Origin of the sequence: Roseovarius sp., from assembly GCF_018066915.1 — a bacterium.
GTDB lineage: Bacteria > Pseudomonadota > Alphaproteobacteria > Rhodobacterales > Rhodobacteraceae > Roseovarius.
On the sequence record NZ_JAGPVV010000254.1, the window covers coordinates 1 to 12,734 of the forward strand.

11 protein-coding genes and 1 pseudogene are annotated in these 12,734 nt (G+C 63.6%); 5 read left to right on the forward strand and 7 right to left on the reverse strand.

Translation table 11 applies throughout. From position 1 onward, the window contains the following. Together KBT70_RS13985 and KBT70_RS13990 are read left to right on the forward strand one after the other, a co-directional pair. Positions 1 to 1,143: pseudogene (locus KBT70_RS13985) on the forward strand (glycine dehydrogenase (aminomethyl-transferring)); the annotation flags it as partial. 374 nt (positions 1,144 to 1,517) lie between these two features. Then, the gene (locus tag KBT70_RS13990; protein ID WP_296634815.1) at positions 1,518 to 2,063 is read left to right on the forward strand and encodes a YaeQ family protein; all 546 of its coding nucleotides are present in this window, start codon (positions 1,518 to 1,520) and stop codon (positions 2,061 to 2,063) included. Positions 2,064 to 2,125: 62 nt separating this feature from the next. On the opposite strand, the gene KBT70_RS13995 is transcribed toward KBT70_RS13990, so the two are convergent. From KBT70_RS13995 to KBT70_RS14015, 5 genes are all read right to left on the reverse strand, one after another. Then, on the reverse strand, positions 2,126 to 2,743 hold the full coding sequence (locus KBT70_RS13995) for a cytochrome b/b6 domain-containing protein (protein ID WP_296634820.1): 618 nt from the start codon (positions 2,741 to 2,743) through the stop codon (positions 2,126 to 2,128). Positions 2,744 to 2,958: 215 nt separating this feature from the next. Further along, a complete protein-coding gene (locus tag KBT70_RS14000) occupies positions 2,959 to 4,746 on the reverse strand; it encodes a helix-turn-helix transcriptional regulator (protein WP_296634824.1) in 1,788 nt (595 codons plus the stop codon). Between the two features lie 94 nt (positions 4,747 to 4,840). Beyond that, entirely contained in the window at positions 4,841 to 5,707 is an 867-nt protein-coding gene (locus KBT70_RS14005; RefSeq protein WP_296634827.1) for an inositol monophosphatase, read from the reverse strand. 135 nt (positions 5,708 to 5,842) lie between these two features. Further along, positions 5,843 to 8,365 carry an FtsX-like permease family protein gene (locus KBT70_RS14010; RefSeq protein ID WP_296634832.1) on the reverse strand — a complete coding sequence of 841 codons (2,523 nt, stop codon included), beginning with the start codon at positions 8,363 to 8,365 and terminating at the stop codon, positions 5,843 to 5,845. Then, the gene (locus KBT70_RS14015) at positions 8,362 to 9,039 is read right to left on the reverse strand and encodes an ATP-binding cassette domain-containing protein (RefSeq protein WP_296634834.1); all 678 of its coding nucleotides are present in this window, start codon (positions 9,037 to 9,039) and stop codon (positions 8,362 to 8,364) included. Before KBT70_RS14015 ends, KBT70_RS14010 begins: the two co-directional genes overlap by 4 nt. Between KBT70_RS14015 and KBT70_RS14020 the strand changes: the two genes are divergently transcribed. Beyond that, on the forward strand, positions 9,038 to 9,727 hold the full coding sequence (locus KBT70_RS14020; RefSeq protein WP_296634837.1) for an arylesterase: 690 nt from the start codon (positions 9,038 to 9,040) through the stop codon (positions 9,725 to 9,727). The genes KBT70_RS14015 and KBT70_RS14020 overlap by 2 nt on opposite strands. Positions 9,728 to 9,746: 19 nt before the next feature. Here KBT70_RS14020 and KBT70_RS14025 read toward each other — a convergent pair whose 3' ends face one another. After that, positions 9,747 to 10,859 (reverse strand): pyridoxal phosphate-dependent aminotransferase, encoded by a 1,113-nt coding sequence (locus KBT70_RS14025; protein ID WP_296634841.1) that lies wholly within the window; start codon positions 10,857 to 10,859, stop codon positions 9,747 to 9,749. A gap of 109 nt (positions 10,860 to 10,968) precedes the next feature. Here KBT70_RS14025 and KBT70_RS14030 point away from each other — a divergent pair, with 109 nt between their 5' ends. Beyond that, positions 10,969 to 11,757 carry a crotonase/enoyl-CoA hydratase family protein gene (locus KBT70_RS14030; protein WP_296634845.1) on the forward strand — a complete coding sequence of 263 codons (789 nt, stop codon included), beginning with the start codon at positions 10,969 to 10,971 and terminating at the stop codon, positions 11,755 to 11,757. A gap of 2 nt (positions 11,758 to 11,759) precedes the next feature. Here the strand turns inward: KBT70_RS14030 and KBT70_RS14035 are convergent, their stop codons facing one another. After that, positions 11,760 to 12,284, reverse strand: coding sequence for an alkylphosphonate utilization protein (locus KBT70_RS14035; protein ID WP_296634851.1), 525 nt, complete (start codon positions 12,282 to 12,284; stop codon positions 11,760 to 11,762). A 167-nt stretch (positions 12,285 to 12,451) separates the two neighbouring features. On the opposite strand from KBT70_RS14035, the gene KBT70_RS14040 reads away from it, so the two are divergent. Beyond that, positions 12,452 to 12,734, forward strand: a 283-nt coding sequence (locus KBT70_RS14040) for a GTP-binding protein (protein WP_296634856.1), incomplete at its 3' end; no start/stop codon positions are given.

Below are 12,734 nucleotides of genomic sequence, written 5' to 3' on the forward strand. Positions count from 1 at the left end.
GGCCTCTTGACCATTGCTGCCTATCACCGGGCGCAGGGGCAGGGGCATCGCCGCGTCTGCCTGATCCCCGTCAGCGCCCATGGCACCAACCCGGCAAGCGCGCAGATGGTGGGCTGGGATGTGGTCGTGGTCAAATCCGCCGAGAATGGCGATATCGACGTGGAGGATTTCCGCGCCAAGGCCGAGAAGCACGCCGAAAACCTTGCCGGCTGCATGATCACCTATCCCTCGACCCATGGCGTGTTCGAGGAAACGGTGCGCGAAGTTTGCGAGATCACGCACAGACATGGCGGGCAGGTCTATATCGACGGGGCCAATATGAATGCCATGGTAGGCCTCTCGCGCCCCGGTGATCTGGGGGGCGACGTGAGCCATCTCAACCTGCACAAGACCTTCTGCATCCCGCATGGTGGCGGCGGTCCCGGCATGGGGCCGATTGGCGTCAAGGCGCATCTGGTGCCACATTTGCCGGGGCATCCCGAAACCGGCGGGGCCGAAGGGCCGGTTAGCGCCGCGCCGTTTGGTTCCCCCTCGCTCTTGCCGATTTCCTGGGCCTATTGCCTGATGATGGGTGGTGCCGGGCTGACGCAGGCGACGCGGGTGGCGATCCTCAACGCCAATTACATCGCCAAGCGGCTCGAGGGGGCCTTTCCGGTGCTTTACAAGGGCCGGGGTGGTCGTGTGGCGCATGAGTGCATCCTTGATGTGCGCCCCTTTGCCGAGAGTGCGGGCGTGACCGTGGACGACATCGCCAAGCGGCTGATTGATTGCGGGTTCCATGCGCCGACGATGAGCTGGCCGGTGGCGGGCACGCTGATGGTGGAGCCGACCGAGAGCGAGACCAAGGCCGAGCTTGACCGCTTCTGCGACGCGATGCTGGCGATCCGCGAAGAGATTCGCGACATCGAGGAAGGCCGGATTGATGCGGAGAACAACCCGCTCAAGAACGCGCCGCACACGATGGAGGATCTGGTCCGGGATTGGGACCGCCCCTATAGCCGCGAGCAGGGCTGTTTTCCGCCGGGGGCCTTTCGGGTGGACAAATACTGGCCGCCGGTCAACCGGGTGGACAATGTTTACGGCGACCGGCATCTGGTCTGCACCTGCCCGCCGCTCGAGGATTATGCCGAGGCCGCCGAATAGGCGCATGGCTAGAGCGAAAGAAGAAAAAGGCGGCCTTTACGGGCCGCCCTTTGTCCTGCTGAAATAGGTCTTTAAAATACTTCCGTCCCATAGCACTGGGTGCGGACAGGTGACAAAAACGGATACGCCATCACTCAAACGGGCCGCTCTGATCACGTGACCTCACGCTAGTGTGAATAAGCTGAGTCTGTCATACCCCAAATAGGGTAAAGGTGCGATTAAAGCGCCCTGAGCGTCCCCTCGGTCCGCCGGGCACCCAAGGCGTGCCGGAATTGCCTCAGGCTGGCCCGACAAGGCCCCGATCACAGGCGAAGGCTTTAAAACACGCCCGAAATGCTGTAGGGGTGCCGATCTCTTATGTTTTGGAACATCGCATGGCGCAAAATGCCACAATCTACAAAGTCGAACTCACCGTCTCTGACATGGATCGACACTATTACGAGACCCACAAGCTGACGGTTGCAAAGCATCCCTCAGAGACGGAGGAGCGGCTGATGGTGCGCCTTTTGGCGTTCGCGCTGAATGCCCATGAACGTCTGGAAATGACCAAGGGTCTGTCAACGGATGACGAGCCGGACATTTGGCAAAAAAGCCTGAGCGGAGAGCTTGACGTCTGGGTGGCTCTCGGGCTTCCGAGTGAGAAGGTGCTGCGGCAATCCTGTGGCAAGGCTCAAAGGGTGATCGTCTATCCCTATGGTGGCCGGACGGCCGAGATGTGGTGGGACAAGATCAAGAACAGCGCCACCCGGTTCGACAATCTTCAGGTGATCAATTTTTCCGAAACGGAAACGGACGAACTGAAGCGAATGGCCAACCGCACGATGAAGCTCCAGATCAATATTCAAGACGGCGACGTGATGGTCAGTGTCGGGGAGAGCATCGTTTACGTGACCCCGCAAGAATGGAAGAGCGCGGCCTAAGTCACGATCTGCGCCGCAATGCCGCCCGGTGGGACCGGACGGCGCGACCTTCGCGGCGTGCGTTACCGTTGCACGCGGCTTTGGGCGATAGAGTCCAGCCCGGACGCAGAAGAACGGGGTGTGGCAAGATTTGGGACCATATTGGCAAGGCTCGTGTCGCGGAACGCGAGATGATGCAGAATTCCGGCTGCGGCATGGGCCCCAATCAGCACATACATCGTGTCGCCAAGCAAGGAATGAAGAGACTGAAGTGTCTTGCCCACTTCTTTCTCGCTCCCGACGAAGGCTGGAATGGACAGGCCGAAGCCCAGATTGACGTGATCCCCCAGCACCTGCACGGTCAAGAGCCCGAGCACCGGCGTAATGAGCAGGGACGCATAAAGCAGCGCCGCCATGGCATGCGCGACAAGCATCATGGGCGCGGCTGGTGCAGGATGGATCGCAGGGCGGGCACCGCTGCCCAAGCGATGTGTCAGACGGGCAAGGGTGAACAACAGGATCAAGAGGCCAAGAACGTAGTGCGATTCCTTGGCGAAGGTTCGGATCGCCGTTCCCTTTTCGAACAGCACCCGGCCCTCGATGGTCGTGAAGGCGGCAATCAGGAGGACAAGGGTCGCCCAGTGAAAGACGAGGGACAAACGGTCGTAGCCGTCTTGCGTGTGGGATATCTTGGCAGGCATGGCAATCTCCTATCTGGGACAGGGGGAACTCTTGTCCGTATGAGACAACCATGGACACGAACTGACCGATTGGAACCGGGCGATCGTCGGGCGACTTTTCCGACCTTGGTGAGGGGGAATGCCCGACCTTTGACAGGGCAGGGGCGCGCCGGTCAACGCCGGTCGTCAAAGCCAGCTTCAGAGGACTTTGCGCGCAATGCGACCGGCGGGGCGCTTCAATCCGCGAGCAAAGGTGTGACCCGGTCGAGAACCCGGCGCCAATGCCGGAAGAAGGCCAGTTGTCCGGCCTCTTCGAGCAGATGAAATTCGATCCAAGGGTAGTCGCGGCGGAACTCTTCCAAGGTGGCCAGCGGCACCTGCGGATCATCGGCGCCGTTCATGAAGATGAGCGGCAGCTTGCCGCGCAGTGCCTCGACCTCGCTGCTCCAATCCTCGAGTTGCCCCGAGATGAGTTGTCGCGCGAAGGCCTCGTGCGCTGAATGTTTGTCGGAGAGGGCCACTTCTGATCCCGTGGCGAGCGCTTCGAAGGCTTCCGGGTCTTCGATCACCGCCACATCGGCGGCAGAGTTGCCATAGACCGCGTGCAGAAAGTTGCGCTTGCCGATCTTGCGCGCGAGCAGAAAGCCCGCCTTGACCATGAAGGGCAAGAGATGCGGCGTGTATTTGGCACCGGCGAGGATGAACCTGTGCCATTTGTGCATCCGCTCGAACTGTTCGCGGCGGGTGAGGGGCAACATGCCGGAACAGGCCACGATCCCGCTGAAGGCAAAGGGATTGAGCCGGGCCAGCTTGACCGCATAAAAGGCATCGCCGCTGAGGCAGAGGATGGGACAGCGCGTCACGCCCTCGGCGCGCAGGATGCGCATCGTATCATCGCAGAGCGACGCATCATAATCCGCGCCCCGCGTCACCATATCCGACAGGCCATAGCCGGGGCGCAGGGGCACGATCACCTTGAGCCCCCGCAGCGTGGCGCAGGTCTCGGCAGAGGCGGGCCAGCGGACCAGTCCAAAATCGAGCGGCAGGTAGAGCACGGGGCGCCCGCGCGGGGCCCCGATGACAAGATAATCGACCCTGCGCCCGTCGGGCATGACCAGCGACTTGAAATCCCGCTCTGCAAGCGCCGCATAACCCCGGCTGACCACGCGGGGGCCGGGGGCGGCGCGCACGGTCATGGCGGTCATGTCGATCATCGAGAGCGCGAGGCGCACCAGTTCGAGTTGCGAATGGGTCTCGGTCTTGGCAAGGAGCGATTTGATCTGCGCGCGGATCGTATCGACCGAGCGCCCGCGCTCTGAGGCAATCTCATTGACGCTGCGACAATCGACAAGATGGCAGAGGATGTCGGCCTCGGTCTGGGTCAGATCAAAGGCCTCGATCAAGATCTCGCAAAAGCCCGGCGGCATGCTGATTTCATTGGAGGCGGCGAGAACCAGAACCGTGCCATCGGCGGCAACGCAGCGCTGCAGCCGAAAGACGATCAGCTGACCGGCCTGCACCGACCGCACCCGCAGGACGGCGGTATCCTTTTCCCGGCTGTCGAACATCAGATCGAGCGCACCTGCAAGCGCGTCCATGTCGCCCTCATGGATCGGCAAATCGCAGAGGCGCGCGGTCGCAGGCAGGTCCATGGCCTGATGCGCGGCAGGGTTGGCGGCGCGGATGGTGCGGCAGCGATCCAGCAAGAGGGCCGGCACCCGGTCGAACGGGGCCAATATGGCACGGAGCCCGTCGCGATCGGTCTCCTCAGGGGCCAAACGGTCGAGAAACTCGGTGGCGCGGCGGAAATGCTCGGATATCTGCGGCTCATCCAGAAGACGTGGCGCGTTCAGATCGACACGCGCGCGCAGGGGGCCAATCGCGCTCTCCCAATGGTCGAGCAGCGCCTCGTAGCGCCCAGGGTCGAGCGCCACATCGTACAGCCGGTCTATTGCTGCCGCCCGGTCCGCGTCGGACAGGGTGACAACGTCGATTTGATCCGTCATGCGCCGGGTCGATGTCATGCCTGAAATCCGATGAGGTAAAATTGGGCCGAAGCCATAACTAAGTCATGCAGAAATGGCGTTTTAAAGGCAAATGAAAAGTTTTTTCTTGGTTTCAGTTGTCCAAAAGACAGGCAAAGTGATCTTTCAGACTGGCCCATGTTGCCTCGTTCGCGGCGCTGAGCAGAACGCCCTTGGAGATCGAGGTGTTGTAGTCGCGCCCGTCCAGCATCCGCGCCACGCCGCCAGCCTGCTGGCAGATGAGCACGCCCGCGGCGTGATCCCATGGGTTCAGAACATCCGAGAGGACAAAATCGACGGCACCCTGCGCCAGCAGACGGTATTCATGGCAAGAGCAGCGCAGCGCGATGCAGCGCGCAAGGGCGGGCAGAAGCGGGGCCACCTTATCCTGACGGGCCTGTGTCATCAGGTAATAATGCATGTAGCCCTGCAAGTTCGAGAGGGCACCACCAGAGGACACGCGCACCGGGCGCTCGGCGCCCTGAACCGCAGCCATCCGCGCAGGATTGGCCTCGTCCGCGATGATCCAGTCATCCGAGACAGGATCGTAAAGCAGCCCCAGGACCGGCCGACCAAAGCGGGTGACGGCGATGATCACGCCAAAGAGCGGCAGGCCGTGGACGAAATTCCAGGTGCCATCCACCGGGTCGATGATGAAGGCCAGTTCCGCCTCGGACACATCCTCGCGCAGGGCCGGTTTGGCCGCGACTGCCTCTTCGCCCACGATCAAGGCATGCGGAAACATCCGTTGCAGCCCCCGCGCCAGCATTGCCTCGGCCTGATGATCGGCCTCTGTCACCAGATCATGCGGGCCGGATTTGGTGGTGGCATCGGCCCGTGTCACGGTGCGAAAGCGCGGCATGATTTCGGCGCGCGCGGCGCGGCGCACGAGATTGACCAGCATGGTCTGTTGCGCGGGCGTGAGCGGAGCAGAGAGCGGGATCGGCAGCGAATCGGTCATGTCATCTCCTGTCGGTGCCCCGGTGGAGTGCCAGCCTTGGAGGGTGAAATCAACGCGGGAATGGTCAGAAGGACCGGGGGTTTCACCCCCGGACCCCCAGAGTATTTCGCCCATAAAGAACCAAGTCCGCAGAGGTCATTCGCGCGCCCGCAATGTCCGGGCAGGGCGGGCGCGCAAAGGGCCCAAGGCAAAGACCAAGCCTGCCAGCAACGTCACCAGCATGCCGCCCAGAATGATCGCTAGGGCAGAGGGCCAGATCACGCTGAAAGGCGTGTCCATCACGAAATGGCTGACCGCCCAACCGCCGCCGATCCCCGCCCCGAGTGCGACCAGCCCCGCCGCCCCTCCGAGAATGAGGGCGCGCAGGATGAGGCTTGAGAGAATACGGGCGCGGGTGGCACCGAGGGTCTTGAGGATGGCCGCCTCATAGGTGCGTGCGCGCTGATCTGCCGCCGCCGCGCCGATGAGCACGAGAAATCCCGTGAGCAGTGTCACCGACGCACCCCAAGAGGTGGCCGAGGCGAGACCGGCCAGAAGCTCCGTCACTTGGGTCAGTGCATCGCGGACATTGATGGCGGTGACATTGGGGAAACGGTCGGTCACGTCGCGCAGGATCTGTTCCTCGGACGCCTGATCGTCGGCATAGACCGTGGCGATGAACGTATGCGGCGCGCCCGCCACCGCCGCCGGGTTCATCAAAAGGACAAAGCCCATGCCGACGCTGGAGAAATCCACCTCGCGCAGGGATGTGATGGGGGCGGTGATGTCACGCCCGAGAATATTCACGGTGATCTCGTCGCCGATGCCGATGCCCATTTCCATGGCTTCTTCGGCGGCAAAGCTGAGTTGCGGCGCGCCGGTATAGCCCTCGCCCCACCAGGTGCCTTCGGTGATTTCGGTGCGGGCGGGCAAGGCATCGGCGTAGCTCACGGCGCGGTCGCCCTCGACCACCCAATGTCCGGGGGCCACCTCGGTTGCGGGGCGGCCGTTGATGCGGCTGATGATGCCGCGCAACATGGGCGCGTTGTCGATGCGGCTGACGGCGGGGTCATTCTCCAGCCGGTCAAGAAACCATGCCATCTGGTCCTTTTGCAGATCGACAAAGAAGAAAGAGGGCGCGCGCTCGGGCAGGTCGGCGGCGATGGCACGGCGCAGGTTGCCGTCGATTTGCCCGACTGCGGCCAACACGGCGAGACCAAGACCAAGCGAGAGCATGACGGGTCCGGCGGTGGTGCCCGGCCCGCCAATGGCGCCCAAGGCCCAGCCCAAAGCGGGGCGACCCCGAAGGCGGGGGCGTAAGCTGCGGGCCAGTTTTTGCACCAGCATGGCGGCCAAGGACAGCACGAAAAGCGCGGCCCCGATGCCGCCTGCGGTCCAGAGTGTGAGGGGCAGATTGCCGGAAAAGAGGATGGCGGCCCCAAGCAGGGCGGCGATGAGACCAAGCGTGGTTGCGATCCATGGCCAGCCGGGCCAGCGGCGCGCGGCCCCCGCCGCTTCGCGGTAGAGGGCGGCGGCGCGAACCTCACGCGCGCGGGCGAGCGGCCAGAGCGTGAAGATGAGCACGCTCAGCACGCTGTAGAGTGCGGCCTCGGCCATTGGGGCGGCGTAGGGCGTAAAGATCGCAGGGACGGGCAAGCGCGCCGCGATGACAGGCCCCAAGAGCACCGGCAGGCCGACGCCGAGGATCAGCCCCCCGATGATGCCGATCACGGCCAGAACGCCGACCTGGATGAAATAGGTCAGGAAAATCGTGCGTTGATCCGCCCCGAGGGTGCGCAATGTCGCGATGACCTGCACCTTGCCCGCGAGATAGGCACGCAGCGCCGCCGAGATGCCGACACCGCCTACGGCAAGCCCCGAGAGACCCACCAGCACCAGAAAGGCCCCCAGACGGGTCACGAATTCGGCGACACGCGGGCTGGCGTTGCGGGCATCGGACCAGCGAAAGCCAGAACCCTCCAGCTCTTGCAGCGCGCGGGTCTCGAAGGCGGCCAGATCGGTGCCCTCAGCCAGATCAAGGCGGTATTTCGTGGTGAAGAGCGAGCCTGCGCTGAGCAGGCCAGAGCCGTCGAGATTGGCGCGGCTGACGATGGTGCGGGGGCCAAGGCCAAAGCCCGCGCGGGTTTGATCCGGCTCTTTCACCAGTTCGGCCATCAGCCGAAACTCGCGCTCGCCCAAGCGAAAGGTATCGCCCACGGTGATCCCCAAACGGGCCGCGAGAATCGGCTGCATGACTGCACCGGGCAGACCGCCGGAACCGCCGAACGCCACATCGAGCGGCATGTCGGGGGAAAGAACCACGGTGCCAACCAGCGGATAGGCGTGATCCACGGCCTTGAGTTGCGTCAGTTCGCGCCGCCCGTCCGGGGCAATCGCCATGGAGCGGAAATCGGCGATTTCCGAGACAGCATCGGCGTTGCGGGCCATCCAGGCATATTCATCCTCGGTGGCGAAGCGATAGGTCAGCTCGAGTTCGGCATCGCCGCCAAGGATGGCTGACCCCTGTTCGGTCATGCCGGCACGGATGCTCTCGCGCAGGGTGCCGACGGCGGCAATCGCCGCCACGCCAAGGATCACGCAGGCGAGAAAGATGCGAAAGCCGCGCAGGCCACCGCGCAATTCGCGCCGGGCGAGACGAGCCGCGATGCGCAGGCTCATGCGGTGCCCTCGATGCGGCCATCGCGCAGGCTGACCACGCGGTCGCAGCGCGCGGCAAGGTCGGGATCATGGGTCACGAGCACGAGGGTCGCGCCATGCCGGTCACGCAGGCCAAAGAGAAGGTCGATGATCGCGGCCCCTGTGGTGCTGTCGAGATTGCCGGTGGGTTCATCCGCAAGGATGATGGCGGGGCGGGGGGCGGCGGCGCGGGCAAGGGCCACGCGCTGTTGTTCGCCCCCCGAGAGTTGCGACGGGTAATGGCCTGCGCGTGTGGCAAGGCCCACGGCGGCCAGTTCCTCTTGGGCACGCATATGGGCATTTGCCGCACCTGCAAGCTCAAGCGGGGTGGACACATTCTCGAGTGCCGTCATCGTCGGAATGAGATGAAAGGATTGAAACACGACGCCGAAATTCTCGCGCCGCAGGCGGGCCAATTGATCCTCGTTCATGGCCGACAGATCCTGCCCCAAGGCGGTGATATGCCCGGAGGTCGCGCGTTCCAACCCGCCCATGAGCATCAAGAGCGAAGACTTGCCGGAACCCGAGGGACCGATCAGGCCGAGGGTCTCGCCCTTGTGGACATCCAAGGTAATCCCGTGAAGTATGCGCACAAGACCGGCATTTCCCTCCAGCGACAAGGTGACGTCGGTGAGGGACAGGATAGGAGAATTCATGCGTTTGCGCCTGATTTACAAAGGTTTTCTGTCATATGGGGTTCGATGGCCCTTGGGCAAGGTGGTAGTGGCGTTTCTCAGCCTTGTCAGCCCCGTGATGGCCGATGAGCCGGTCACGGTTCTGGCATTGGGGGACAGTCTGACCCAGGGCTACGGTCTGCCTGAGCAGGATGGGCTGGTGCCGCAGATGCAAAAATGGTTGGAGGATCAAGGGGTTGAGGCCAGGCTGATCAATGCGGGCGTGTCTGGGGATACCACGGCGGGCGGGGCTGCGCGGGTGGAGTGGAGCCTGACACCCGAGGTGGATGCGATGATCGTGGCCCTGGGCGGCAATGATCTCTTGCGCGGGATTGATCCGGCTGTCAGTCGCGGCAATCTCGAAGCGATCCTGCAAGTGGCCGAGGCCAAGGGGGTTGAGGTTCTGTTGGTGGGACTCAAGGCGCCGGGCAATTACGGGGCTGATTACAAGACGTCGTTTGATGCCATTTACCCTGATCTGTCAGAGGCTTATGGCGCGATCCTCGCACCGGATTTCTTTGCCGGTCTGGGCGGCGGCGATCCGGCTGCGTTGCAGGAGTGGTTTCAGGCAGACGGGATTCATCCCAATGCCAAAGGCGTGGCGCGGATTGTGGACGGGCTGGGGCCGCAGGTGCGCGACTTGATCGAGGCCGCGCGGGCCACGGAATGAGCCTTGCCATTACGCGACGTCAGCCCGCCTGAGCCGCCTCGGTCAGCGCTTCGGGCAGGGTTTTGGCCAAAACCGCCATCTCTTCTGTCCGACCGCAGCTGATGCGGATGCAGCGATCCTGCGGCGCGACAAAGGGCATGCGCACGAAAACCCCGCGCGCCACCAGCCCCGCCAGAACGCGGCGCGCAAAGGTGCCGTCGCGGCCACAATCGACGGTGACGAAATTGGTGGCCGATGGCAGCGCGCTGAGGCCGTTTTCCCTAGCGATATGCGCGATGCTGTCGCGAGAGCGGCGCACCTCTGCCTGCACATGCGCCAGCCAGTCATGATCCCGAAGGGCGGCGAGCGCCCCCAGTTGCGCCATGCGGTTCATGCCGAAATGATTGCGGATCTTGTCAAAGCTCTTGATCAGGGGGGCCGCCCCCACCGCATAGCCGATCCTTGCGCCAGCCATTCCGTAAGCCTTGGAGAATGTCCGCATGCGGATGACGCGGGGGTCATCGGCGGCGATGTCAGCGGCGGTGCCATCGGGCGCGAATTCGACATAGGCCTCGTCAAGACAGAGCAGGGAGCCATCTGGTAGAGTGTCGAGGGCGCTGACAATATCCGCGCCGGGCACCCAAGTGCCCATCGGGTTGTCGGGATTGGCGAAATAGATCAGTTTCGCCCCCACATCCCGCGCGCGGGTGATGAGGGCGGGCAGATCCTCGCGGTCATCCCGATACGGCACCTTGTGCAGTGTGCCGCCAAAGCCGGTTACGTGATAGTTGAAGGTGGGATAGGCCCCGTCCGAGGTCACGACCGCATCGCCGGGGCCAATCAAGAGCCGCACGAGATTGCCCAAGAGACCGTCAATCCCCTCGCCCACCAGCACGTTTTCTGGGGCCGCGCGCATGTGATCCGCGAGCGCTGCGCGCAGATCATGGCTGGTCGGGTCGCCGTATTTCCAGACATTTTCCGCCTCGGCACGGATCGCGGCAAGCGCCTTGGGCGAGGGGCCAAAGAGGTTTTCATTGGCCCCAAGGCGCGCGGCAAAGGGCGCGCCGCGGTGGCGTTCCTGTTCCTCTGGCCCGACAAAGGGGACAGAGGCGGGCAGGCTTTGGATCAGTGGGGTATAGCGCGGATGTGTCATGCGGCGCAGTTAACGGGATGCGGCGAGGCCTTGCAAGGGTGTGCCGCGACGTTGTGCTGGTCTGTGGGTGGGGCATGGTGTTTCATGGCGCAAAGCCGGAGGGGATCGCATGGCCAGAGTAACGACAGAGATCAAAGATCACATCGCGCATGTGACGCTCACGCGCGGGGACAAGCGCAATGCGGTTGACCCCGAGATGGCAGAGGCGATTGTTGTGGCGGGGCAGGCGCTGATGGGGGCGGATATCCGCGCTGTGGTGCTGTCGGGCGAAGGCAAAGCATTCTGTGCGGGCCTCGACGTGATGAGTTTCGCGCAATTGGCAGCGGGGGACCCCGAGGGGCTGATCCTGCCGCGCACCCATGGCACGGGCAATCTCTTTCAGGCGGTGGCGATGGCCTGGCGACAGGTGCCGGTGCCGGTGATTGCGGCGCTGCATGGGGTTGTCTATGGCGCGGGGTTTCAGCTTGCGCTTGGGGCGGATGTGCGGATTGCGGCCCCGGATACGGAATTGGCCATCATGGAGATGAAATGGGGGTTGATCCCGGACATGGGCGGCATGGCGCTCTTGCCACGGCTGACCCGTTCTGACGTGATCCGGCGCATGACCTATACGGCGCGGCCCATCTCTGCGGTGCAGGCGCGTGAATGGGGGCTGGTCACGGACCTCGCCGATGATCCGCTGGCGGCGGCCTGTGATCTGGCCGCCGAGATTGCAGGCCGCAGCCCCACGGCCATCCGCGCCGCCAAGCGTCTGATTGGTGTGGCCGAGAGCGGGGCCGATGAGGCGGCGGTTCTGATGGCCGAGAGCCGGGAGCAGGCCGCACTGATCGGCAAGCCGAACCAGATGGAGCAGATTGCGGCCAATCTGGCGGGGCGTGCGCCGGTGTTTCGGGGCTAGGCTCAGCGTTTTTTGACGAACTCGGTCAGGATCACGATGCGCTGGCCCTCGACCCGGCCTTCGATCTGGGTGGGGTTGTCATGGACAAGGGCGATGCCGCGCACCGCCGTGCCGCGTTTGGCGGTGAAATTGGCGCCCTTGACCGTCAGATCCTTGATCAGAACCACGGTATCGCCTAGGGCCAAAGGCACGCCGTTGCTGTCGCGATGGCCGGTCTCGTTGCCACCTGCGTCCTCGGCGATGTTCTCGACCCATTTGCGGGTGTCGTCCTCGAGCCAGAGCTGCTCGGACAGTTCGCGCGCCCAGTCATGGTCGGAGAGGCGTGTGAGCATGCGCGCGGCCATCACTTGTGTCGGGGTATCCTCGGACCACATGGACGCGGCAAGGCAGCGCCAATGCTCGGGCTCGGGCGTGCCTGTGATCTGCTCGGCGCAGGTGGCGCAGAGGCTGACGCTCGCCCCGTCCGGGCCGCCTGTGACAGGGTATGGGGTGAGGCCGGTATCGGTGGCACAGAGGGCGCAGGACATAACGGGGAAACTCCGGTAAAAAAGGGGGCCGTGATCCCCCTTAGACCCCTAAGGCGCAGGACAAAAGCCCGGACTGCACCTCTGCTGTTGCGGGGGTGCATTTGCGCAGGCCCGCGTGCATCATCCCACCTTGACCAAAGCCCTATTCCCATACATATGCCAAGGCTATGACAGACCTCGCTCACATCCGCAATTTCTCGATCGTGGCCCATATCGACCACGGGAAATCCACCCTTGCCGACCGGTTGATTCAGTCAACCGGGACGGTTCAGGATCGTGACATGAAAGAGCAGATGCTCGATGCCATGGATATCGAGCGCGAGCGCGGGATCACGATCAAGGCCAATACCGTGCGCATCGACTACAAGGCGCAGGATGGCGAGATTTATGTCCTCAACCTGATCGACACGCCGGGCCATGTGGACTTTGCCTATGAGGTCAGCCGCAGCA

Bases quoted from the DNA above. Each gene is read 5' to 3' on its own strand.
- KBT70_RS14010 (WP_296634832.1), bottom strand. From the start codon at position 8,365: ATGAGCCTGCGCATCGCGGCTCGTCTCGCCCGGCGCGAATTGCGCGGT.
- KBT70_RS14015 (WP_296634834.1), bottom strand. From the start codon at position 9,039: ATGAATTCTCCTATCCTGTCCCTCACCGACGTCACCTTGTCGCTGGAG.
- KBT70_RS14035 (WP_296634851.1), bottom strand. From the start codon at position 12,284: ATGTCCTGCGCCCTCTGTGCCACCGATACCGGCCTCACCCCATACCCT.
- KBT70_RS14025 (WP_296634841.1), bottom strand. From the start codon at position 10,859: ATGACACATCCGCGCTATACCCCACTGATCCAAAGCCTGCCCGCCTCT.
- KBT70_RS14030 (WP_296634845.1), top strand. From the start codon at position 10,969: ATGGCCAGAGTAACGACAGAGATCAAAGATCACATCGCGCATGTGACG.
- KBT70_RS14005 (WP_296634827.1), bottom strand. From the start codon at position 5,707: ATGACCGATTCGCTGCCGATCCCGCTCTCTGCTCCGCTCACGCCCGCG.
- KBT70_RS14020 (WP_296634837.1), top strand. From the start codon at position 9,038: ATGCGTTTGCGCCTGATTTACAAAGGTTTTCTGTCATATGGGGTTCGA.
- KBT70_RS14000 (WP_296634824.1), bottom strand. From the start codon at position 4,746: ATGACATCGACCCGGCGCATGACGGATCAAATCGACGTTGTCACCCTG.
- KBT70_RS13995 (WP_296634820.1), bottom strand. From the start codon at position 2,743: ATGCCTGCCAAGATATCCCACACGCAAGACGGCTACGACCGTTTGTCC.
- KBT70_RS13990 (WP_296634815.1), top strand. From the start codon at position 1,518: ATGGCGCAAAATGCCACAATCTACAAAGTCGAACTCACCGTCTCTGAC.